The 23,457-nt window shown below is 62.8% G+C and carries 20 protein-coding genes; 18 read left to right on the top strand and 2 right to left on the bottom strand.

Features of this window, described 5'->3' with window-relative positions; all coding sequences use genetic code 11:
- The first annotated feature begins 6 nt into the window (after positions 1-6).
- The 9 genes from atzF (at position 7) to ABID16_RS12430 (ending at position 10,337) form a co-directional block, all read left to right on the top strand.
- Positions 7-1,818, top strand: coding sequence for an allophanate hydrolase (gene atzF / locus ABID16_RS12470; RefSeq protein ID WP_354556678.1), 1,812 nt, complete (start codon positions 7-9; stop codon positions 1,816-1,818).
- Between the two features lie 239 nt (positions 1,819-2,057).
- On the top strand, positions 2,058-2,918 hold the full coding sequence (locus ABID16_RS12465; RefSeq protein ID WP_354556677.1) for a dioxygenase family protein: 861 nt from the start codon (positions 2,058-2,060) through the stop codon (positions 2,916-2,918).
- Positions 2,919-2,992: 74 nt separating this feature from the next.
- The gene (locus ABID16_RS12460) at positions 2,993-4,270 is read left to right on the top strand and encodes an ABC transporter substrate-binding protein (protein ID WP_354556676.1); all 1,278 of its coding nucleotides are present in this window, start codon (positions 2,993-2,995) and stop codon (positions 4,268-4,270) included.
- Between the two features lie 44 nt (positions 4,271-4,314).
- On the top strand, positions 4,315-5,034 hold the full coding sequence (locus tag ABID16_RS12455; RefSeq protein WP_354556675.1) for an ABC transporter ATP-binding protein: 720 nt from the start codon (positions 4,315-4,317) through the stop codon (positions 5,032-5,034).
- Positions 5,034-5,744: an ABC transporter ATP-binding protein gene (locus ABID16_RS12450; RefSeq protein WP_354556674.1), complete on the top strand. Its 711-nt coding sequence runs from the start codon at positions 5,034-5,036 to the stop codon at positions 5,742-5,744. The genes ABID16_RS12455 and ABID16_RS12450 overlap by 1 nt, the downstream gene beginning before the upstream one ends.
- On the top strand, positions 5,741-6,604 hold the full coding sequence (locus ABID16_RS12445; protein ID WP_354556673.1) for a branched-chain amino acid ABC transporter permease: 864 nt from the start codon (positions 5,741-5,743) through the stop codon (positions 6,602-6,604). The genes ABID16_RS12450 and ABID16_RS12445 overlap by 4 nt, the downstream gene beginning before the upstream one ends.
- A gap of 1 nt (position 6,605) precedes the next feature.
- Positions 6,606-7,688, top strand: coding sequence for a branched-chain amino acid ABC transporter permease (locus ABID16_RS12440; RefSeq protein WP_354556672.1), 1,083 nt, complete (start codon positions 6,606-6,608; stop codon positions 7,686-7,688).
- A complete protein-coding gene (locus tag ABID16_RS12435) occupies positions 7,688-9,442 on the top strand; it encodes an FAD-dependent oxidoreductase (protein WP_354556671.1) in 1,755 nt (584 codons plus the stop codon). Before ABID16_RS12440 ends, ABID16_RS12435 begins: the two co-directional genes overlap by 1 nt.
- 7 nt (positions 9,443-9,449) lie before the next feature.
- On the top strand, positions 9,450-10,337 hold the full coding sequence (locus ABID16_RS12430) for an intradiol ring-cleavage dioxygenase (RefSeq protein ID WP_354556670.1): 888 nt from the start codon (positions 9,450-9,452) through the stop codon (positions 10,335-10,337).
- Positions 10,338-10,383: 46 nt separating this feature from the next.
- On the opposite strand, the gene ABID16_RS12425 is transcribed toward ABID16_RS12430, so the two are convergent.
- On the bottom strand, positions 10,384-11,379 hold the full coding sequence (locus ABID16_RS12425; RefSeq protein ID WP_354556669.1) for a LysR family transcriptional regulator: 996 nt from the start codon (positions 11,377-11,379) through the stop codon (positions 10,384-10,386).
- Positions 11,380-11,544: 165 nt separating this feature from the next.
- Between ABID16_RS12425 and ABID16_RS12420 the strand changes: the two genes are divergently transcribed.
- The 8 genes from ABID16_RS12420 (at position 11,545) to ABID16_RS12385 (ending at position 21,200) form a co-directional block, all read left to right on the top strand.
- On the top strand, positions 11,545-12,501 hold the full coding sequence (locus tag ABID16_RS12420; RefSeq protein WP_354556668.1) for a VOC family protein: 957 nt from the start codon (positions 11,545-11,547) through the stop codon (positions 12,499-12,501).
- Between the two features lie 9 nt (positions 12,502-12,510).
- Positions 12,511-13,155: an alpha/beta hydrolase gene (locus ABID16_RS12415; protein ID WP_354556667.1), complete on the top strand. Its 645-nt coding sequence runs from the start codon at positions 12,511-12,513 to the stop codon at positions 13,153-13,155.
- A gap of 225 nt (positions 13,156-13,380) precedes the next feature.
- Positions 13,381-13,467 carry a K(+)-transporting ATPase subunit F gene (kdpF, locus tag ABID16_RS12410; protein ID WP_109854265.1) on the top strand — a complete coding sequence of 29 codons (87 nt, stop codon included), beginning with the start codon at positions 13,381-13,383 and terminating at the stop codon, positions 13,465-13,467.
- A gap of 18 nt (positions 13,468-13,485) precedes the next feature.
- Positions 13,486-15,195, top strand: coding sequence for a potassium-transporting ATPase subunit KdpA (gene kdpA, locus ABID16_RS12405; protein ID WP_354556666.1), 1,710 nt, complete (start codon positions 13,486-13,488; stop codon positions 15,193-15,195).
- A 12-nt stretch (positions 15,196-15,207) separates the two neighbouring features.
- The gene (gene kdpB / locus ABID16_RS12400; RefSeq protein ID WP_354556665.1) at positions 15,208-17,238 is read left to right on the top strand and encodes a potassium-transporting ATPase subunit KdpB; all 2,031 of its coding nucleotides are present in this window, start codon (positions 15,208-15,210) and stop codon (positions 17,236-17,238) included.
- Positions 17,239-17,242: 4 nt separating this feature from the next.
- The gene (gene kdpC, locus ABID16_RS12395) at positions 17,243-17,812 is read left to right on the top strand and encodes a potassium-transporting ATPase subunit KdpC (protein ID WP_354556664.1); all 570 of its coding nucleotides are present in this window, start codon (positions 17,243-17,245) and stop codon (positions 17,810-17,812) included.
- Positions 17,813-17,820: 8 nt separating this feature from the next.
- The gene (locus tag ABID16_RS12390) at positions 17,821-20,505 is read left to right on the top strand and encodes an ATP-binding protein (protein WP_354556663.1); all 2,685 of its coding nucleotides are present in this window, start codon (positions 17,821-17,823) and stop codon (positions 20,503-20,505) included.
- Positions 20,502-21,200, top strand: a complete 699-nt coding sequence (locus ABID16_RS12385) for a response regulator (protein WP_354556662.1) — start codon at positions 20,502-20,504, stop codon at positions 21,198-21,200. The genes ABID16_RS12390 and ABID16_RS12385 overlap by 4 nt, the downstream gene beginning before the upstream one ends.
- A gap of 86 nt (positions 21,201-21,286) precedes the next feature.
- Here ABID16_RS12385 and kduI read toward each other — a convergent pair whose 3' ends face one another.
- Positions 21,287-22,111, bottom strand: coding sequence for a 5-dehydro-4-deoxy-D-glucuronate isomerase (gene kduI, locus ABID16_RS12380; protein ID WP_354556661.1), 825 nt, complete (start codon positions 22,109-22,111; stop codon positions 21,287-21,289).
- 534 nt (positions 22,112-22,645) lie between these two features.
- On the opposite strand from kduI, the gene ABID16_RS12375 reads away from it, so the two are divergent.
- Complete coding sequence (locus ABID16_RS12375; protein WP_354556660.1) at positions 22,646-23,392, top strand: FadR/GntR family transcriptional regulator; 747 nt, start codon at positions 22,646-22,648, stop codon at positions 23,390-23,392.
- Positions 23,393-23,457: the final 65 nt, after the last annotated feature.

The following is a 23,457-nucleotide window of genomic DNA, read 5'->3' as shown; positions in this document are numbered from 1 at the left end:
TGCCTGATGTTCCCCGCGTTTCTCGACCTCGCCTCCCTGAAAGCTGCCTATGCCGGCGGCCTCACCCCGCTGGACCTTGTGGAAGACGTTCTGGCCCGCATTGCGGCCTCTTCCGATCCGGCGATCTTCATCACCAGGACGCCTGCAGACGATCTGCGGGCCGCTGCCCGCGATCTCATGGCCCGCGCGCCGGAACCGAACAGCCTGCCGCTCTGGGGCGTGCCCTTTGCGGTGAAGGACAATATCGACGTGGCCGGCCTGCCGACCACGGCCGCCTGCCCGGCCTTCGCCTATCGCCCGGAACAGGATGCGACCGTTGTCGCACGGCTGAAGGCGGCCGGCGCTCTCGTCATCGGCAAGACCAATCTCGACCAGTTCGCCACCGGCCTTAACGGTACGCGCTCGCCACACGGCGCGCCGCGCTCGGTGTTCGACAGCGCCTATGTCTCGGGCGGCTCGTCTTCCGGTTCGGCAATTTCCGTGGCGTCGGGGCTGGCGAGCTTCGCGCTGGGCACGGACACCGCCGGCTCGGGCCGTGTGCCGGCGGCCTTCAACAATCTAGTCGGCATCAAGCCGACGCCGGGCCTCGTGCCGAATGTCGGCGTCGTGCCCGCCTGCCGCTCGGTCGATGTGGTCACGGTGTTTGCCGGCACGGTCGGCGATGGCGTTGCGATCCGCAAGGTCATGGACGGTTACGATGCCGCCGATCCGTTTTCCCGCAAGGCAAAGCCTGCCGCGCTGCCCGCCTCGAAACTCCGCATTGGCGTGCTGGCCGGCGGGGAGCGCGAATTCTACAGCAACGCCGCCTATGAAGCGCTTTACGATGCCGCCATCGCGCGGGCGAAGGCGCTGGGGGCAGAGATCGTTCCCTTCGACTATGCGCCGTTCCGGCAGGCAGCCGAACTGCTTTACAACGGCCCCTGGGTCGCCGAGCGGCTCGCCGCCGTGAAGGATTTCATGGCCTCGAATGCTGATGATTTCGATCCGACAGTGCGCACCATCATTTCGGGTGCCAGCAAATACGATGCCGTGGACGCCTTCGAGGGTCTCTACAAGCTGGAAGCCTTGCGGCAGAAGACGCTGGCCGAATGGCAGAAGGTCGATGTCCTGATGCTGCCGACCTCGCCCACCACCTACACGGTGGAGGCGATGCTCGCCGATCCGATCGTCAAGAACGGCCATTTCGGCCGCTACACCAACTTTGCCAACCTGTTTGGCTACGCAGCCATTGCCATCCCGGCCGGCTTTGATGCCGATGACCATTTGCCGGCGGGCGTCACGCTCTTCGGCCCGGCCTTTTCGGACGACGCACTGGCATCGTTTGCCGATGCCATGCACCGCGCGCTTGCCGCTGGAATGGGCAAGGAGAAGAGCGCTCCGCTTTCGGAAGCGTCAAAGGTCGCTGAGGCTTACGATGGGCTCGTATCGCTGGTCGTCGTCGGCGCGCATCTTTCGGGCATGCCGCTGAACCATGAACTGACCGGCCCCGGTGGCAGGCTGCTCAAAGCCTGCCGCACGGCGCCGGACTACCGCCTCTTCGTCCTACCGAACACCACGCCGCCGAAGCCCGGCCTGATCCGCGCGCCGGGCTTTACGGGTCCGGGGCTGGCCGTCGAAGTCTGGAAGGTAACGCCCGAGGCCTTCGGCCGGTTCGTGCAGAACATTCCGGCCCCGCTTGGCATCGGCAAGATCACGCTGGATGACGGTTCACAGGTCTCCGGCTTCCTCTGTGAGCCCTATGCCATTGAAGGCGCTCGCGAGGTCACCGAGTTCGGCGGCTGGCGTCAGTATATTGCGTCGGAAAAGAGCAAGGGATGACACGGCGGCTCATGCGATCCGCAAGTGTCCTCCTCCTTCTGCTTGCAGAGGGTCTGGAGGCCCGCGCCAGCCTGCGTGGATTGTCAAATGGTGCGGCCCCTTTGGGCGCGCCGTTGCGCCATGGCAGAGGCCGCGTCGGTGCGTTCCATCGATCTTAATAACAAATTGGCATATTAACCGACGAAGAAATGATTATCTGCCCGGTTCCTCCCTGCTAGCTTGCTCGCATGGGAGGAACCATGGCAGATCTGTCGTTCAGCGAGATCAATTCCGCGCGTCGCGTCGCCGAGCGTGTCGATCGGCATGCTGGCGGGCCGCTGCAAGGCTTCTTGCTCCCCTTCATCGATCATCTGCACGCGCTCGTTCGCGAGACGCGGCCTTCGCATGCCGACTGGCGCAAGACGATGGAATTTCTCACCGAGGTTGGCCATGCCAGCGACGAGCGGCGACAGGAATGGGCGCTTCTGTCCGACCTGCTTGGCGTCACCGCGCTCATCGAAGAGATCAACACGAGCCGCCCGAAGGGCGCGACACCCAACACTGTTCGCGGACCCTTTTACCGCGCCGATGCCCCCCGTTTGCCACTTGATGCCAATATCTCGCTGGACGGCGTCGGCGTGCCGCTGTGGGTGTCGGGTCAGGTGCGCGATCTTGACGGACAGGCAATTGCCGGCGCGACAATCGAGACCTGGCAGGCGAATTCTCAAGGCTTCTATGAAAACCAGCAGCCTGACCAGCAGCCGGAATTCAACCTGCGCGGTGTCTTCACGGCCGATGCGGCAGGTGCGTTTCGATACTGCACGGTTCGGCCGGCCGGCTACACGGTGCCCTGCGATGGCCCGGTCGGACTGCTGCTTGGGGGGCTCGGCTTCTCGCTTCGCCGCCCCGCGCACCTGCATTTCAGGATCAGGGCCGACGGCTTCGAGACGATCAGTACCCACATCTATGACAGTTCCGATCCCGAGCTGGGCCGCGACGCCCTGTTCGGCGTGAAGCAGGAACTCGTGGCCGAGCTGAAGCCGAAGGCGAAAGCGGATGGCTGGGCGCTGGACTACACGTTCGTGATGGTGCGCGCGAAGAAGGAACGCAGGTCCCCGTGATCGGCGCGGCTCTACGGGGCACCTTACGAGGTCAACGACTGCCATATTGAATTCTTTTGGGAGGAAGAAGGCAAATGTTTACAAGACGCGATCTTTTGAAATCCGCAGCCGCCACGGGAGCACTGGCGGCCACATCCGGCCTCGCCATGCCGGCCATTGCCAAGGGCGCTGCCATCAAGCTCGGTTATGTCAGTCCGCAGACCGGGCCGCTCGCGGCCTTTGCCGAGGCTGATAAGTTCATCATCGACGGATTCATGGCGGCCACCAAGGCCGCCGGTCTGAATTACGAAGTCGTGGTGAAGGATAGCCAGTCCAACCCCAACCGGGCTGCCGAAGTCACCAAGTCGCTCATCGTCGATGACGAGGTCAATGCGGTTCTCGTCGCCTCGACCCCGGAAACGACCAACCCTGTCGCCACGACCTGCGAGGCGGAGGAAGTGCCCTGCATTTCCACCATGGCGCCGTGGCAGCCCTGGTTCATCGGCCAGCAGGCCAATCCGGGCGATCCGAAGTCGTGGAAGCCGTTCAACAGCGCGTTCCACTTCTTTTGGGGTCTGGAAGATGTGATCGCGGTCTATACCAACATGTGGGGCCAGGTTGCGACCAACAAGAAGGTCGGCGGCATGTTCCCCAATGACGGGGACGGCAACGCCTGGGGCGACAAGCAGGTCGGTTTCCCGCCCGTGCTCGACAAGCTGGGCTATTCGCTGAACGATCCCGGCCGCTACCAGAACCTGACCGACGACTTCTCCGCGCAGATCAACACGCTCAAATCCGGCCAGTGCGAGATCATCACCGGCGTAATGATCCCGCCGGACTTCACCACCTTCTGGAACCAGGCGCAGCAGCAGGGCTTCAAGCCCAAGGTTGCTTCCATCGGCAAGGCGATCCTGTTCCCGCAGGCGGTCGAGGCGCTGGGCAAGAACGGGCATAACCTGTCGAGCGAAGTCTGGTGGTCGGCCAACCATCCGTTCAAGTCGTCGCTGACTGGCGAAAGCTCCAAGGACCTTGCGGATGGCTTTACCAAGGCGACCAAACGCCCATGGACGCAGCCCATCGGTTTTGTCCATGCGCTGTTCGAAGTGGCCGCCGATGTGATGAAGCGCGCCGATCCGACCGACAGCAAGGCGGTCGTTGCCGCCATCGCCGCGACCAAGCTCGACACGATTGTCGGCCGGGTTGCCTGGGACGGCGCCAACCTGCCGCCCTTTGCAGCCAAGAACATCGCCAAGACGCCATTGGTCGGCGGCCAGTGGCGGCTCAAGGACGGCGGTGGCTATGACCTCGTTATCGTGGACAACAAGACCGCGCCGAATATTCCGACCGGTGGCAAGATGGAGGCCATCGTCTGAGCGCAAGCCTGGACGATGCCCTGAACCCTGAGCCAGAGGCGCCGATGCCCATACTCGTTCTCGACCAACTCTCGAAAAGCTTCGGCGCCCTCAAGGTCGCCGACCAGATCTCGTTTGCCCTGGACGAGGGCGAGGCACTCGGCGTCATCGGCCCGAACGGCGCCGGGAAATCGACGCTGTTCAATCTGATCACGGGTAACTTTCTCGTTGATTCAGGCAGTATTCAATTCGACGGCCGGGATATGACGCGGCAGCCGCCGATGCCGCGCTGTCTGGCCGGTATCGGGCGGACATTCCAGATCCCGCAGCCTTTCGAAAAGCTGACGGTGTTCGAAAATCTTCTGGTCGCCGCCTCCTTCGGGTCCAACAGGACGGAACGGGAGGTCGGCGATCGCTGCGCCGACATTCTGGTGGAAACGGGCCTTTATTCGAAGGCGAACCAGCTTGCCGGAACGCTTGGACTTCTGCAGCGCAAGCGGCTGGAACTTGCCCGCGCGCTCGCCACCGACCCGAAGCTCCTGCTGCTCGACGAGATTGCTGGCGGTCTGACGGAAGGGGAGTGCCAGGAGCTGGTCGAAACGATCCGGGCGATCCATCGCCGCGGCGTGTCGATCATCTGGGTGGAACATGTGCTGAATGCCCTGACCTCTGTGGTCAGCCGGCTGGTCGTCCTGCATTTCGGGCGGGTGATCGGCATCGGTGAGCCCGCTGCGATCATGGCCTCCAGAGAGGTCCGCGAAATCTATCTGGGGATCGAAGTCTGATGGCGCTGCTCGAAACCCATGGCCTGACGGCCTTCTACGGAGACTTCCAGGCGCTTTTCGGCGTCGACCTGACGCTCGAAGAGGGCGAAACGGTCGCGGTGATCGGCGCCAACGGCGCCGGCAAGTCGACGCTGCTACGCTCGATCTCCGGCTTGTTGCGCAATGCGCCCGGCCAAATCCGCTACGAGAATGCCGGGATTGGCGCACTGTCCGCGCCCGATGTCGTGCGCCTGGGCATCGCCATGGTGCCGGAGGGGCGAAAGCTCTTCCCCTCGCTCTCGGTCGAGGAAAACCTGCTGATCGGCAAATATGGCCGCAGCGGCAGCGGCGCGTGGACGCTCGATGCGATTTACGATCTCTTCCCCGTGCTCAAAGAGCGACGATCCAGCCCCGGCACGGCACTTTCCGGCGGGCAGCAGCAGATGGTCGCCATCGGGCGCGCGCTCATGTCCAATCCGCGCGTCCTTCTCTGCGACGAGATCAGCCTCGGCCTTGCGCCGGTGGTGGTGAAGGACATCTATGCCGCCTTCCCGCGGATACGGGCCAATGGCGCCTCCATCGTGATCATCGAACAGGATATCGGGCAGGCGTTGAAGGTGGCGGACCGGTTCTATTGCATGATGGAGGGACGCGTGACGCTTTCCGGCAAGCCCGGCGCGGTCAGCCGCGAGGAGATCCACGCGGCCTATTTCGGAGCACACACGCCATGAACTGGGCCGATACCATCATCCAGGGCATTCTTCTCGGTGGGCTCTATGCGCTCTTTGCGGCGGGGCTCAGCCTCGTCTTCGGCATCATGCGGCTGGTCAATCTCGCCCATGGCGATCTGATCGTGCTGGCGGCATTCCTTATACTCCTTCTGGTGTCGGCGCTCGGGCTCAATCCCTTCGTCGCGGCGGCGTTGGCGCTTCCCATCATGTTCGCACTCGGCTGGGCGCTGCAATATCTGGTGCTGAACCGCACGCTCGGCGACGATATCCTGCCGCCGCTTCTCGTCACATTCGGCCTTTCGGTCGTCATCCAGAATGGTCTGCTGGAAGGCTTTTCCGCCGACAGCCGCCGCATCTCCGCAGGCACCCTCGAAACCGCATCGATCCAGGTCGGCCCCTTCAGCATCGGCACGATGCCGCTTCTGACCTTCCTGTCGGCCATCGCCGTCATTGTCGGGCTCAATCTGGTCTTCTACCGGACCTCGCTCGGCCGGGCCTTCCGGGCAACCTCGGACGACCGCACGACGGCCGGGCTGATGGGAATACGCTCGGAGCGCATCTTCGCCACCGCGACGGGCATTGCCATGATGGTCGTCACCATCGCATCGCTTTATCTCGGCACGCGGGCCAATTTCGATCCGACGCAAGGGCCGGCGCGGCTGATCTACGCCTTCGAAGCCGTCATCATCGGCGGTCTCGGTTCCTTCTGGGGGACGCTCGCCGGCGGGATCATCATGGGCGTGGCGCAGACGGTCGGGGCGGCGGTCAATCCGGAATGGCAGATCCTCGCCGGGCATATCGCCTTCCTGCTGGTGCTGCTCGTTCGCCCTCGCGGCCTCTTTCCTCGTGCGGTGGACTAAGATGACCGATCACGTTTCTGACCGCTGGACCGTTTCGACCCGCACGCGCGGTTCCTCCGTAGCCGTACTGCTGATGGTCGTCGTAGTGGTTGCGGGCGTCCTGGCGCCGGTGTTCGCGCCGCGGGCGGTCATTCAGGATCTGTTCTTCATCCTCACCATGCTGGTGCTGGCGCAGTGCTGGAACCTGCTTGCCGGCTATGCGGGTCTCGTCTCCGTCGGCCAGCAGGCCTTTGTCGGGTTCGGCGCCTATGCGATGTTCGCCGCCGTCAGCTTGCTCGGCCTCGACCCGCTGGTGTCCATCGCAATCGGCGGAGTCGCCGCACTCCTGCTCTCGGTGCCGACGGCCTTCTTCGTCTTCCGCCTGCAGGGCGCCTATTTCGCCATCGGCACCTGGGTCATCGCCGAAGTGGTGCGGCTGTCGCTGGCGCAATGGAAGGCGCTGGGTGGTGGCACGGGGACCTCGCTTCCATCCGGTGCGACACGCGACATGCCCGGGGTCCGTCTCGTCGCCGATCTGCTCCATGTGCGCGGACCGCAGGCCACCGACATCGTCTGCTACTGGCTGGCGCTGATCCTTGCCATCGCCACTATCGGCTTCATCTACCGGCTGCTGCGCTCCAAGCAGGGCCTGGGCCTTGCCGCCGTTCGCGACAACCGGGAGGCCGCCCGCTCCGTCGGGGTCGATCCGACCTGGACCAAGTCCTTCGTCTATCTCGTCGCTGCATTCATCACGGGGCTTACGGGCGCGCTGATCTATGTGCAGAAGGCGCGCATTTCCCCCGACGCCGCCTTCTCCGTTCCGGACTGGACCGCCTATGTCATCTTCATCGTGGTGATCGGCGGCATCGGTACCATCGAGGGGCCGATCGTCGGGGTGATCGTCTTCTATATCCTGCAAAATCTGTTGGCCGATTACGGATCGCTCTATCTGCTGTTCCTCGGCCTGCTTGGCATCCTGATCATGCTGTTTGCGCCGCGCGGCCTGTGGGGCCTGTTCGCCAATCGCAGCGGCATCCAGCTTTTCCCCATACGCCGCATGCTCGCGGCCAGAACCGACACGAAAGCCCATGGAGGAGGCGCCTGATGGCTGACATACAAACCGACGTACTGATCATTGGCACGGGCCCTGCCGGCTCGGCGACCGCAGCGCTGCTCTCCAGCTACGGCATCGAGAACATGGCGATCAACCGCTATCGGTGGCTTGCCAATACGCCGCGCGCCCACATCACCAACCAGCGCACCATGGAAGTGCTGCGCGATCTCGGCCGCGAGGTCGAGGCTGAGGCCTATCTCCATTGCAGTCCGCAGGAGATCATGGGCGAAAACGTCTTCTGCACGGCGATTGCCGGTGAAGAACTCGGGCGCCTCAAGACCTGGGGCACGCATCCGACCTCCAAGGCCGAACATCTCCTGTCCTCGCCGACGGAAATGAACGACCTGCCGCAGACCTTCATGGAGCCGCTGCTGTTCAAGACCGCATGCTCGCGCGGTACGCAGGCGCGGATGTCGACCGAATATGTCAGCCATGTACAGGACGCCGAGGGCGTCACCACAACCTGCCGCGACCGGCTGACGGGCAAGGAATTCACTGTCCGCTCGAAATATCTCGTTGGCGCCGATGGCGGCAATTCGCTGGTCGCCCAGCATCTCGACCTGCCGTTTGAGGGGAAGATGGGCGTGGCAGGCTCGATGAACATCATCTTCAAGGCCGATCTCAGCCGCTATGTCGCCCATCGTCCCTCGGTGCTCTACTGGGTGCTGCAGCCAGGCTCGAATGTCGGCGGCATCGGCATGGGCCTCGTGCGCATGATCCGGCCCTGGAACGAGTGGCTGATCAACTGGGGCTATGATATCACGCAGGGCGTGCCCGATGTCGACAATGCCTTTGCCGAAGGCGTGGCGCGCGACCTGATCGGCGATCCGGACATCGATATAGAGGTCACGTCCGTCTCGACCTGGACGGTCAACAATTGCTATGCGGCGCGCGCCCACAAGGGCCGGGTGTTCTGCATGGGCGATGCCATTCACCGCCACCCGCCATCGAACGGGCTGGGCTCGAACACGTCCATCCAGGACGGTTTCAACCTCGCCTGGAAGCTCGCCATGGTCCTTAAAGGTCAGGCGGGTGCAGGACTGCTGGAAACCTATACCGACGAGCGCGCGCCGGTTGCCAAGCAGATCGTCACCCGCGCCAACCAGTCGATCGAGGAATTCGGCCCGATCTTCGGCGCGCTGGGTCTGCTCGATTCCATCGATCCGGTGAAGATGCAGGAGAACATGGACCGCCGCTGCGACGACAACCCCACGGCCGAGAAGCAGCGGGCGTCGCTGCGCGAGGCAATCGCCTTCAAGGTCTATGAATTCGATGCGCATGGTGTCGAGATGAACCACCGCTACACATCCTCCGCAGTGGCCACCGACGGGCAGCCGGAACCGGGTTTCACCAAGGACCGCGAGCTGCATTTCGAGCAGACCACCTGGCCCGGAGCCCGCCTGCCGCATGCCTGGGTCTTCGGCGACGGCAACAAGAAAGCGTCCACGCTCGATCTTTGCGGCCATGGCAAGTTCACGATCCTGACCGGGATCGGCGGCAAGGCATGGATCGATGCCGCCGCGGCGATCTCGGACGAACTCGGCTTGCCGTTGACGAGCCACATCATTGGTCCGCGCCAGCAATGGCAGGATCATTACGGCGACTGGGCGCGGGCGCGCGAGGTGGACGACGCGGGCGTCGTTCTCGTGCGGCCCGACCATCATGTCGCCTGGCGCTCGAAAGGCATGGCGGCTGATCCCGCCGGCGAATTGCGGCGTGTATTGAAGACCATTCTGGACAGGTGAGGCGATTATGGAAGCGTATGAAAAGGGCTATTTCACCGAGGAGAATTCGGTTGAAGTGGTGACCGGCCGCAATGCCGGCACGAAGGACGAACGGCTGAAGCAGGTGATGGAAGTCATCACCCGCAAGCTGCACGAGGCGGTTAAGGAACTGGAGCCGACGCAGGACGAATGGATGCAGGCCATCCTGTTCCTCACCCGCACCGGCCAGATGTGCAATGAATGGCGGCAGGAATATATCCTGTTGTCGGACGTGCTCGGCGTCTCGATGCTCGTCGATGCGATCAACAACCGCAAACCCTCCGGTGCGTCCGAAAGCACGGTTCTGGGTCCCTTCCACGTTGCCGATGCGCCGGAACTGCCGATGGGCGCCAATATCTGCCTCGACAGCAAGGGTGAGGACATGGTGATCGAGGGCCGCATCCTCGACACCTCGGGCAAGCCGATCGCAAATGCCGTGATCGACGTCTGGCAGGCCAATGACGAGGGCTTCTATGACGTGCAGCAGAAGGGCATCCAGCCCGACTTCAACCTGCGCGGCATCTTCCGCACCGGCCCGGACGGTCATTACTGGTTCCGCGCCGTGAAGCCGAAATATTATCCGATCCCCGACGACGGGCCGGTTGGACAACTGCTCGGTGCGCTCGGTCGTCATCCCTTCCGGCCTGCGCATCTGCACTACATCATCAGCGCCGACGGCTTCGAGACCCTGACCACGCATATCTTCGATCCCGACGATCCCTATATCCATTCGGATGCGGTCTTTGGCGTGAAAGAAAGCCTGCTCGCCCGGTTTGACCGGGTGCACGATCCGGTGCGTGCCAAGGACTACGGCTTTTCCGATGACTTCTGGCAGGTCAAGCATGACTTCGTGCTGGCCGGGCACAAGGCCGCCTGAATGAAACATGGGCCGAGGCCGTCGCCGGTCTCGGCCCATGTTTGCGCTAGCTGGACCCTTCAGCGGCCGTCTTGCGGTCGCCCATGAAGGGTCCTGGCAGCCAGTTGATTGTCGTTTCGTGTTTTTCGACGGCACGGCGAAGCTCAGAAAATTCCCGGCGCAGATGGCCGAGGAATTTGCGCCCTGCCGGGTTCGAATAGGGCTTCTTGCGCGTCATGATGCCGAGAACGCGTTCCGGCTGGGGAATATCCAGCGGAATGACGCTGATCTTGTTTTCTCCACGGAATGCATAGGCCACCGAATGGGGCAGGATGGCGAGTGCATCGGTGCCTGCCAGATAGTTCACCACGCTCAGCAGCGAACCGCCCGCATAGCGCAGGCTCACTTCCTCAAGTCCAAGTGTCAGCAAAATATTGTTGAGGTCGAGCACCAGCGGAGAGCCGGGCAGGGGGGTTACCCAGGGATAGCTCAGAAGGTCGCCCGTCGCGATGTTGCGCTTTCTCAGCAAAGGATGGCCCGCACTGCAGGCAAGAATGTTCCGCGCCGGCAGGATCGGCTCGAAATGCAGGTCGGCGCGCAGATCGACAGCGCCCGTTGGTGTCACCGCAAGATCGATCTGCCCGGAATCGAGTTCCGCCACGAGATCGGGATAGTTGCCGTAGGACTGGTGCACCATGATGCCCGGCTCGCTGCGCTGGAACGAGGCGATCATCTGCGACACGGCCGCATCCATGAAAAACGGAACGCCGCCGATGCGCACCCGGCCCGAAGACCCCGATTTGAAGCTGCGGATGATCTCCATCGCCTTGCGCGACGAGGCGAGAATGGACTTGCCCTGAAGCCCCAGCTGTTCGCCCAATGGCGTCGGCTGCATAGGGCGGCGGCCGGACACGAAGAGCGGTTCGCCGATGCGACTCTCCAGAACCGACAGGGTGCGCGAAACCGCCGACTGCGTCATGCCCAGCATGGCGGCCGCTTCGGTGACGCCGCCCGTCTCGATGACGGCGGCGAGCTGGACGAGATGCGCTTCCACAATCTTCATAGCAATTTGCTATATCTTATATGAACATTCTAAATCAACAGGCAATTGCATCGGCTATAGTCAGGGTGATCACGGACGATGCCCAGGTGGCATCGCCAGTGGCTGCGGATGATCACGGCGGAGGAACCGCATCCGGGCTTTCGATCTGTTTGGGAGGAAAACACCATGGCTCTTGTCAGCGGCTATCATCACCTGACGCTCAGCACCGACGGCGTCCAGGAAGACTACGATTTCTACACCAAGGCCCTTGGCCTTTATTCCGTGAAGCGCACCGTCCTGTTCGATGGCGTGATCCCGGTCTACCATCTCTATTATGGATCGCGGAACGGCGATGCCTCGACCATCATCACGACATTCCCGTTCCGCAAGCCGGCCGTCTATGGCCGCCGCGGCACCAATCAGTCGAAGATCATCCAGCAGGCCATTCCGGTCGGCGCGGCCGATTATTGGGTCGACCGGCTGAACGGCAAGGGGATCGCGGCTGAGAAGATCGAGCGCTTCGGCATTACCCGCGTTGCGCTGAAACACCCTTGCGGCATCCCGCATGAACTCGTCGAAAGCCCGGCAGATAGCCGCCCGCCGATTGTTAACGCGGCACAGGGCGTCACCGCCGAGCACGGCATCAAGGGTATCTATGGTGCGGCGATTGCAGTCTTCGACCGCACCTCCATGGACGATTTCCTGTCCATCGGCCTGTCGATGAAGAAGGAAGCCGACAATCACGAGGGTCTGATGTTCTCCGTGCCGAATGCCAGCGGTCCGAGCAGCATGGTGGAAATCCTGCATGAAGCGAGCGGTCCGCAAGGCACATGGACGCTCGCCGGCGGCACGATCCATCACCTCGCGCTCAACACGCTGAACGAGGAAAACCAGCTCAAGCTCAAGGCACATATAGAAGGTCTCGGCTTTACCGACGTCTCCGACCAGAAGGACCGCAACTACTTCAAGTCCTGCTATGTCCGCTCGCCGGGCGGCGCGCTGTTCGAGATCGCCTGGTCGGTCGAAGGCGGCTGGGCGCTCGACGAGCCGGCCGACCAGATCGGCACGACGCTGGTCTTCCCGCCTTGGTTCGAGGACCGCAAGCAGGAACTGATCGCCGGGCTTGAGCCTGCGAATTTCTGAGCCGGACCGATGATGGCCCATCATGAACCGCTCCTCCTCGGCGCCAGCCCCGAGGAGGCCCTCGTTCACTGCATCTTCATCCACGGGCGCACGCAAACGCCCGAGGACATGCAGGAGCAGGTGATCTCGAGGCTCAAGGCAAAGGGCGTGGCTTTCGTTCTGCCCCGCGCCAACGGCAACAGCTGGTATGCGGCACGCGCCGTCGAGCCGCTGACCGACGGGACGCGCCGCGAACTGGAGCAGGCCGTCAGTCATATCCGCGACCTGACACTCGGGCTTTCAGGCGACGATCCGCATCCCAAACCGCTTGTCATCGGCGGCTTCAGCCAGGGTGCCTGTCTGGCGCTCGAATATGCCATGCGGCATGGACCGTGGCACGGTGCCATGGTGAGTTTCACCGGCTGCCGTGTCGGCACGCCGGCCTGCGACCGGCCGTTTGCCGATCTCGATCGCTTGCCGGTCTATCTGACCGGCTCGGACCGGGACCCGTGGATTCCCGCAGATGCGACCGCGAGCGCCGTCGAGGCCCTCTCGCGTGCGCGGGCCAAATTGCGCTGCGACATCCTGCCGGATCGCGGACACGAAGTGTCCGATCAGGAGCTTGCCACATTCGATACGATGCTCTCCGATCTCGCCCGGCAGAACTGGTGGTGAGGGGAGGGTTATCGCTCGACAGATCGACGACCTCCGTCTTTATCTTTTCCTTATGCCGCCCTGACACCTTCCCAATCGAAACCTGACCTGATCAGGACATAAAATCCGGACCTGTAACAACAGGAGTCCGGACATGTCCGACATTATCTTTCTCGCGCTCGGCATCGGCACGTTCCTCGTGCTGGCCGTCTATGCGCGTAGCCTCCAGCGTCTTTGAGGCTCGCCATGATCATTCCCGTCATCGGCTTTATCATTGCCGTCGCTCTCGCCGTCTATCTGGTCGCCACCTTGCTGCGACCGGAAAAATTCTGAAGGTCGGGGAGAATTACCATGACACTTATCGGATGGGTTCAGATCGGCTTTCTGCTGGCTCTCGTGCTGGCTGCCATCAAACCGCTCGGCCTCTACATGGCCAAGGTCTTCTCGGGCGAGAAGACATTCCTCTCCCCCGTGCTCAAGCCACTTGAGACCGGCATCTACAAGCTTTCCGGCATCGACCGCGACAGGGAACAGGGCTGGCTCGGCTATACGCTGGCCATGCTGGCCTTCTCGGTCGCCGGCTTTGTGGTGCTTTACGCGATCATGCGTTTGCAAGCCTGGCTGCCGGTCAACCCGCAGGGCTTTGGCGCTGTGCCGAGCGACCTCGCCTTCAACACCTCCGCCAGCTTCGTCACCAACACCAACTGGCAGAACTATTCCGGCGAAGCGGTGATGAGCAACTTCACCCAGATGGCCGGTCTTGCCGTTCAGAACTTCCTCTCTGCCGCCACCGGCATGGCGCTTGCCATCGCCGTCACGCGCGCCTTTGTCCGTTCCAAGGCCGAAACGGTCGGCAATTTTTGGGTCGATACAACGCGCGCGACGCTTTACGTCCTCCTGCCGCTGTCGATCATCGTGGCAATCGGCTTCATCTTCCTCGGCCTGCCCCAGACCATGGACGGCTCGGTGACAGCCACGACGCTGGAAGGCGCCAAGCAGGTCATTACGCTTGGCCCGGTCGCGAGCCAGGAAGCCATCAAGCAGCTCGGCACCAATGGCGGTGGCTTCTATAACGCCAATGCCGCGCATCCGTTTGAAAACCCGAACGCCATTGCCAACTACATCAACATTTTCGCCATGCTGTCGATCTCGGCCGCCATGGTCTACATGTTCGGCCAGATGGCGGGCAACCGCAAGCAGGGCTGGGTTCTCATCAGCGCAATTGCCATTCTGCTGGTCGCCGGTATCGGCATCACCTATTGGGCGGAAACAGCCGGCAACCCGATCCTGACCTCGCTCGGTCTCGATCCGTCCATGGGCAACATGGAAGGCAAGGAAGTCCGCTTCGGCCAGGCCACATCGGCACTCTATACCGCAGTCACGACCGGCCTTTCGGATGGTGGCGTCAACAGCATGATCGGCTCCTATACCGGCCTTGGCGGTCTCGTCCCGATGTTCCTCATCCATCTGGGTGAAGTGCTTCCGGGCGGCGTCGGCTCCGGTCTTTACGGCCTTGTTGTCTTTGCCGTTCTCTCGGTGTTCGTTGCAGGCCTCATGGTCGGCCGTACGCCGGAATTCCTCGGCAAGAAGATCGAAAGCCGCGAGATGAAGTTCGCGATGCTGGCGGTCCTCATCCTGCCGCTGGTCATTCTCGGCTTCTCCGCCGTCTCGGCTGTCCTGCCTGCCGCCGTCGCCGCCATCGGCACGCCCGGCCCGCATGGCCTGTCGGAAATCCTCTATGCCTACACGTCCGCAGCCGGCAATAACGGCTCGGCCATGGCGGGCTTGAGCGGCAACACCGTCTGGTACAACACCACGCTCGGCATCTCCATGCTGATCGGCCGCTTCGGCTATGTCGTTCCGGTCATGGCCATTGCCGGTTCGCTGGCCGCCAAGCAGAAGATCCCCTCTTCCAAGGGCACCTTCCCCACCGACACGCCCCTCTTTGCCGGTCTTCTCATCGGCATCATCCTGATCCTCGGCGGACTGCAATTTTTCCCGTCGCTGGCGCTTGGGCCCATTGTCGAACACTTCGCCATGATGGCCGGCCAGACGTTCTAAAGGTCAAAAGACATGTCAAAAACATCATCCCCGGCCCTTCTTGACCCGAGCATCGTGTTCCCGGCCATCAAGGACGCCTTCATCAAGCTCGACCCGCGTCAGCTGATCCGCAACCCGGTCATCTTCGTCACCGAAGTGGTCGCCGCCTTCGTGTCGGCCATCTTCATCCGCGATCTGATCGCGGGCAGTGGCGAGGCCGTCTTCTCCGGCCAGATCGCCGCCTGGCTCTGGTTCACCGTGCTCTTCGCCACCTTCGCCGAAGCCGTGGCCGAAGGCCGTGGCCGCGCGCAGGCCGAAAGCCTGAAGAAGACCAAATCCGAACTCGTCGCCCGTCGTCTCAAAGACGGGCGCGAGGAAAAGATCGCCGCAACGCTGCTGAAGCTCGGCGATATCGTCATTGTCGAGGCGGGCGAACTCATCCCCGGCGACGGCGAAGTCATCGAAGGCATCGCCTCGGTCAATGAAAGTGCGATTACCGGCGAATCCGCCCCCGTGATCCGCGAATCCGGCGGCGACCGCTCGGCCGTCACCGGCGGCACGCAGGTTCTGTCCGACTGGATCAAGGTCAAGATCACAGTCCAGCCGGGCTCGAGCTTCGTCGACCGCATGATCGCGCTGATCGAAGGGGCCGAACGCCAGAAAACGCCGAACGAGATCGCGCTGTCGATCCTGCTGTCGGGCCTGACGCTGGTCTTCCTGATCGTCGTCGTCTCGACCTGGGGTCTCGCCGGCTATTCCGGCACGCTGGTGTCGGTCACGGTTCTTGCCGCCCTCCTCGTCACGCTGATCCCGACGACCATCGGCGGGTTGCTCTCGGCCATCGGCATTGCCGGCATGGACCGTCTGCTGCGCTTCAACGTGGTCGCCACCTCGGGCCGTGCGGTGGAAGCCGCCGGCGACGTCGATACGCTCCTTCTCGACAAGACCGGCACGATCACCTTCGGCAACCGCATGGCTTCCGAATTCCTGAGCGTGCCCGGCGTAGACGCCCACGAACTGGCGGAAGCCGCCCTGCTCGCCAGCCTTGGCGACGATACGCCGGAAGGCCGCTCCATCGTGGCGCTGGCCAACGGCACCTATGGCGTCGCCACGCCCGATATCACGCCCGACCTCGTCGTGCCCTTCGCCGCCGAAACCCGCCTGTCGGGCTGCGATATCGGTGGCCGTCGCCTCCGCAAGGGTGCGGTGGATTCTGTGCGCAACTTCACCGGCCTCACCGAAGCCGAATGCCCGCCGGCCTTCCGACAGGCGGTCGACAAGGTTGCCCGCTCCGGCGGTACGCCGCTGGCAGTCGCCTCCGGCAACAAGCTCCTCGGCGTCATCCACCTCAAGGACATCGTCAAGCCGGGCATCAAGGAACGGTTCGCGGAACTGCGCGCCATGGGTATCCGCACCGTCATGGTGACGGGCGACAACCCCGTGACTGCCGCAGCCATCGCCTCGGAAGCCGGCGTCGACGACTTCCTCGCCGAAGCCAAGCCCGAGGACAAGCTTGCCTACATCCGCGACCAGCAGCGCGGCGGACGACTGGTCGCCATGTGCGGCGACGGCACCAATGACGCCCCGGCGCTGGCCCAGGCCGATGTCGGCGTGGCCATGCAGACCGGCACGCAGGCCGCCCGCGAAGCCGCCAACATGGTGGACCTCGATTCCAGCCCGACCAAGCTCATCGAGATCGTGGAAATCGGCAAGCAGCTCCTGATGACGCGCGGCGCGCTCACCACCTTCTCGATCGCCAACGACGTCGCGAAATATTTCGCGATCATCCCGGCACTCTTCGTGGTGACCTATCCGCAGCTGGCGGCGCTCAACATCATGGCGCTCGGTTCGCCCAAGTCAGCCATCCTGTCGGCCGTGATCTTCAACGCGCTGATCATCATCGCGCTGATCCCGCTGGCACTGAAGGGCGTGTCCTATCGTCCGGCAGGCGCCGCCACGCTTCTGCGTCGCAACCTCCTCATCTACGGCCTCGGCGGTCTCGTGCTGCCGTTTGCCGGCATCAAGCTCATCGACCTCGCGGTCGTCTTCCTGCATCTGGTATGATCCCATGCTGAAACATCTTCGCCCCGCATTCTCCCTGGTCATTCTCATGACCATCATCACCGGCGTCGCCTATCCCTACGCCATGACCGGTGTCGCCAAGGTCGCCGCCCCTGCCAAGGCGGACGGCAGCCTCCTCGCCAAGGACGGTCAGATCGTGGGCTCGGCCCTGATCGGGCAGAACTTCGCCAGCGACCGTTATTTCTGGCCGCGCCCGTCAGCGACCTCGCCGAACCCCTACGATCCGACTGCTTCGGGCGGTTCGAACCTCGGCCCGACCGCCGCCAAGCTCAAGGACCGTGTCGCCGGCGACGTCGACAAGCTGAAGAAGACCGGCATCTCCACGCCGATCCCGGCCGATGCCGTCACAGCCTCCGGTTCCGGCCTCGACCCGGACATCACACCGGCCTATGCTTTGGCGCAGATCGACCGGGTTGCCAAGGCGCGTGGCATCGAGACGGGCAAGGTCAGCGATCTGGTCAACGCCCAAATCGAAAATCGGCTCTTCGGCTTCATCGGCGAACCGCATGTTAACGTGCTATCGCTCAATATGGCGCTCGACGCCCTCAAGAGCTGACGAGACGCATGGCAGGTAACGGCCAGGAACAGATCAAACGTCCGGATCCGGACGCGCTGCTTGCCCTTGCGGAGAAAGACCGCAGGGGCAAGCTGACGATTTTTCTGGGTGCTGCTCCCGGTGTCGGCAAGACCTATGCCATGCTCCAGCGCGCGCGCCGCCTGCGCGATGCCGGAACCGATATCATCGTAGGCCTGGTCGAGACCCATGGCCGCAGCGAGACCGCCTCACTTCTCGAAGGCCTTGACATCCTGCCCCGCCGCGAGATCGACTATCGCGGCCGCATCCTGCATGAATTCGACCTCGACGCCGCCCTTGCCCGCCGGCCGGCCGTCATCATCGTGGACGAGCTTGCCCATTCCAACCCGGAAGGCAGCCTGCACCCAAAGCGCTATCAGGACATCGACGACCTGCTGGACGCGGGCATCAACGTCTGGACGGCGCTCAATATTCAGCATGTCGAGAGCTTGTCGGACCTCGTGACCCAGATCACCGGCGTCACCATCCGCGAGCGCGTGCCGGACAGTGTCTTGAGCCATGCTGACGAAATGCTGCTGGTCGACCTGCCGCCCGCCGAACTCATCGAGCGGCTGAAGGAGGGCAAGGTTTATCTGCCCGAAAGCGCCAACCGCGCCGTGGACCGCTTCTTCCGTATCGGCAATCTCACGGCCTTGCGCGAACTGGCGTTGCGCCGCACCGCCGACCGGGTGGACGACCAGATCGTCGACTACCTGAAACAGAACGCCATCGAAGGCCCCTGGGCGAGCGGCGAGCGGCTGATCGTCTGCGTAGGTGCCGACCCGCTCTCGGAAATCGTGGTGCGGGCCGCGGGCCGACTGGCCTCGGGGCTGAATGCCCCTTGGGTGGCTGTCCATGTCGAGCGCACCGACCGAGAGCGTGACGATGCGGCGGCCGTCCGCCAATTGGAAAAGGTGTTGCGTCTCGCCGAAGAGCTGGGCGGCGAGGTCAAGCGAATTGCCGGCAACGATTATGTCGAGGAAATCCTGAAATTCGCAGCCAGCGAACATGCGACCCAGATCGTCATCGGGTCCGGTCCGAAGCGCGGTTGGGCCTTCTGGCGGCGGCAGTCGCTTCAGGATGCGCTGACGGCGCGCGTCAGCGGGCTGGCGCTCCATGTCGTGACATCCGACAAGGCGCCTGAACCACGCAAGAAGCCGCGTAAGCAGCTCGATCTTGCCTCGCTGCGCATGAACGTCGTCATCGGCGTCGGTGCCGTTGTGGCCGCAAGCCTTGTCGGCGAGATCATCGACCGTTTCATCCATCTGCCGAACCTCTCCATCATCTTTCTGATGGGCGTTCTAGTCGCAGCCATCTATGGCGGCCTGACCTCCGCACTGCTGGCTTCGGCGCTTTCGACGCTCGCCTACAATTTCCTCTTCATCGAGCCGCGCTACACGCTGACGGTCGCCGAACCCTATGAAGTCTTCGCGCTGATTGCCTATCTCGGTGCGGCGGTATTGACAGGCAGTCTGGCCGCCCGAAGCCGGGAACAGGCGAAGGCCGCGCGCAGCCGCGCCATCGCCATGCAGGCGCTCTACGATTTCTCGCGCAAGCTCTCCGGCACGGCCAATGTCGAGGAAGTGCTCTGGGCCGCGGTCACGCAGCTTCAGTCGGGCCTCAAGAAGAACGTGCTTCTGCTTCTGCCCGTCGAGGGCGATCTGAAGACGCTGGCCGCATGGCCGCCGGATACGGAGCCCGGCGTTGCCGATCTCACCGCCGCGCGCTGGGCGCATGAAAAGCGCGAACATGCCGGCCGTGGCACCGGCACGCTGCCGAACAGCCATTTCCATTTTCGCCCGCTGATGAGCCCGCATGGCGTCGTTGGCGTCTGCGGCATCGAGCTTGTCGAGGATACGCTGAACCCCACCGACGAGCGCATGCTGACGGCCATTCTGGATCAGACGGCGGTGGCCATCGATCGCGCGCGGCTGTCGCAGGAGAGCGTCGATCAGGCCGCGCGTCTTGAGGGCGAGCGTTATCGCGATGCGCTGCTCTCCTCCATCTCGCACGACCTGAGAACGCCGCTCGCCACCATCACCGGCGCGGTCAGCAGCCTGCGCGAATTCGGCGAGAAGATGCAGCCGGAAAGCCGGGACGATCTCCTGCAATCCATCGAACAGGAAAGCGACCGTCTCTCGCGCTTCGTCGCCAACCTTCTGGATATGAGCCGCATCGAATCCGGCGCGCTGAAATTCACCCGCGACTGGGTCGATGTCGCCGATGTGGTCAGAACCGCCGTCGAGCGCGCCCGCAAATATTTCCCCGGCCGTGGCATCGAGACCGGGCTTGCGAGCGACCTGCCGCTGATCGAGGCAGACAGCGTGCTTCTCGGACAGGTCCTGTTCAATCTCCTCGACAATGCCGTCAAATATGGTGGCACGGAACCGATCAATGTCTATGCCCGCCGTGATGGCGAGGCCGTGATCATCTCCGTCACCGATCTTGGCAAGGGCATTCCGCCGGAAGAGCTGGAACGCGTCTTCGAAAAGTTCTATCGACGCGGCAAGTCGGATGGGCGTGCGCCCGGAACCGGGCTCGGTCTTTCCATCGCCCGCGGCTTCGTCGAGGCGATGGGCGGCACGATCAGGGCAGAAAGTCCGGCCTTGAAAAAGCGCGGAACCCGCATCACCATGAAATTCCCGCTGAAACCCACAGGCAAGGACGACGCATGAGCCTGGACCGCATTCTCGTGGTCGATGACGAACCGCAGATCCAGCGCTTCCTGAAGCCTGCGCTGAACGCGGCCGGCTATGACGTGGTGCAGGCCGGAACGGGCGCGGAGGCGCTGAAGGCGGTCGCGACGTCCGCCCCGGACGTTTTGATCCTCGACCTCGGCTTGCCGGATATGGACGGCAAGGAGGTCATCGCCCAGCTTCGCGGATGGTCGGAAATCCCGATCATCATCCTCTCCGCCCGCGATCGCGAAAGCGAGAAGATCGCAGCGCTCGATCTCGGCGCTGACGACTATATCGAAAAGCCCTTCGGCATTGGCGAACTGACCGCCCGCATCCGCACCGCGCTCAGGCACAAGAACCGCGAGACTGCTTCTGCCACCCGATTTGAAATCGATGGTCTCGAAATCGACATGGCAAAACGCATCGTCGCCAGAAATGGCGCGGCCATAAAGCTGACGCCCAAGGAATACGACCTCCTTGTGCTACTGGCGCGCCACGCGGGCAGGGTCGTCACCCACAAGACGCTGCTGACGTCCGTCTGGGGGCCGGCACATGAAGAGGACCTTCATTACCTGCGTGTTTTTATCGGGCAGCTTCGGCAGAAGATCGAGCGAAACCCCGCTGAGCCCGTCATTGTCCGGACCGAGCCAGGCGTCGGATATCGCTTCCTGGAAAGCGATCAGCGTGTCTGATTGACCGGCAGTCGGCACGGGCCAGGACATCGCCAGCGGCCCATGGCTGTCGAACGTAAATCCCCCGGTGCGAGCCACCCGTGTTTTTATTTCAGATCGGCAGGCTGCACGAAGTCCATGTCTGTATAATCGACATTGTCGCCGGCCATCGCCCAGATGAACGTGTAACCGCCAATCCCGGCGCCAGCATGGATCGACCACGGGGGCGAGATCGCGGCCTCTTCGTTGGCGATTATCAGATGACGCGTCTCCTTCGGTTCGCCCATGAGATGCAGTACGCGGGATTCCGGGGCCATGTTGAAATAGAGATAGGCTTCCATGCGCCGGTCGTGGATATGCGCCGGCATGGTGTTCCAGACCGAGCCGTCTTCGAGCGTTGTGTAGCCCAGCACGAGCTGGCAGCTTTCCATCACGAGCGGGTGGATGAACTGGTTGATCGTGCGCTTGTTGGAGGTCTCAATCGCACCTGTCTTCATCTGCCGCGAGTCCGACAGACGGATGAGTTTTGCGGGGAGAGGCCGGTGGGCAGGTGCCGAAACGAGATAGTAGCGGCCATTCCCTGCAAGCGTCACCGGTCCGCTGCCCTGTCCCAGATAGAGCACATCGCCATGATCCATCGGATAGGTTTCGCCATTGGCGCGAACCTCGCCCGTCGCGCCGATATTGACGATGCCGAGCTCGCGGCGTTCGAGAAACGTCGCGGTGCGCGTTTCAGCCACCTTGTCGAGCACCAGCTCGCCGCCCGCCGGCACGGCGCCACCCAGCACGAAGCGGTCGTAATGGGTGTAGACGAGGCGGATTTCGCCGTCACGGAAAAGATCGGTCGCGAGGAAATTCTTCCGCAGCGCGTCCGTGTCCATGGTCTTCGCATGGTCCTGATGAATGGCGTGGCGGGTCTCGACGGTCAGCATGATTGGTCCTTTCAGTTCGGTCGCGGCCCGGAGGAGGGCTTGGGTTTCAGCGTGAAGACGGCTGGCGCAACGCCATGCGCTTCAAAATGGGCTTTGAGGGCGCCGGGTAAATTGTCTCCCCCTCACTGCGGGCCTTTGGTCTACCCCCTGCAACGTGTTTCCATTCCAAAATACATCATATACATCTTGGGTATCATCCATCAATTGGCAAAACAAATCTAATCTGTGGGAGGGTTAGCCCTAAATTTGTATGATAGAAGAAAATGCAGCGCAGCGCAGGGAGAGCGGGCAGGCACTGCGAGTGTACAATTCCACGTCTGAATTGACGAAGCGAGTTTCGTGCTGTCCGACTCGGAAAATCTTTGATCGAATATATATTCGCCGCCAGTCGTGAGCCCTTCCAGCGCTGACACAGATCGGGTTGGGGGACGCGATGATTGCGAGACCTTTGCGCAAGCGTGAAAAAATGATAGTCAACAGACCTATTTTAAAATATATATGATAAATTAAGGCAAGATGGAACAGGGGATCGTTATGGTGGGCGTGCAGGGTAGGGTCGAACCGCGAAAAAACGGCACGCTGGTGTCGCGTCTGATCAACGATCTGCGCCAATCGATTGCCTCTGGCGCGTTTGCACCGGGCGGTCGCCTGCCGACCGAGGCGCAATTGTCGGAAACCTACGGGGTGAGCCGCACCGTGGTGCGCGAGGCGATCGCAGCGTTGCGGGCCGGCCAACTGGTCGATGCGCGTCAGGGCTCCGGGGTATATGTCTTGAAGTCGGCAGCCGCCTCCGCGCTCCCGGAACGGATCGATTCCGATCGTGTGGCTTCCGTTCTCGAAGTTCTCGAAATCCGCACGCCGCTGGAAATCGAAGCAGCGTGTCTTGCCGCACTCCGTCGCTCGCCATCGCAGGAGGAGTATATTTTCGACTGCCACGCCCGCGTTCTTGCCTGCATCGAGGCGGAGCAGTCGATCCGCGAGGCCGATTTCGCGCTGCATCTGGCCATTGCCGAAGCGACGAACAATCCGCAATTTTCAAGCTTCCTGCGATCCCATGGCGTCGCGGCCATTCCACAGGCCGAGATTGTCACCGATGCGCAGCACGACCGGCAGATCGCCTATTACAAGCAGCTCTATCAGGAGCATGAGAGGATCGTGCTGGCGATTTCCAACGGCGACGAAGAGGCCGCGCGCGAGGCCATGCGGGCGCACCTGAAGGGCAGCCAGGTGCGTCACCGCGAACTCCTGCGCGACGGAAGGCTCCGTTCGACGACACGCTGATATCTTTCGCGGAGGCAGGTGGGTTCAGACGATGGGTGCCGCGAAGGGCGCCTCGCATGGTGTGG

Source organism: Limnomicrobium aquaticum, from assembly GCF_040545545.1.
Lineage (GTDB): Bacteria > Pseudomonadota > Alphaproteobacteria > Rhizobiales > Rhizobiaceae > Ensifer_A > Ensifer_A aquaticum.
Note: the sequence above shows the minus strand (reverse complement) of the source record. Positions and strands in the feature narration are given on the sequence as shown.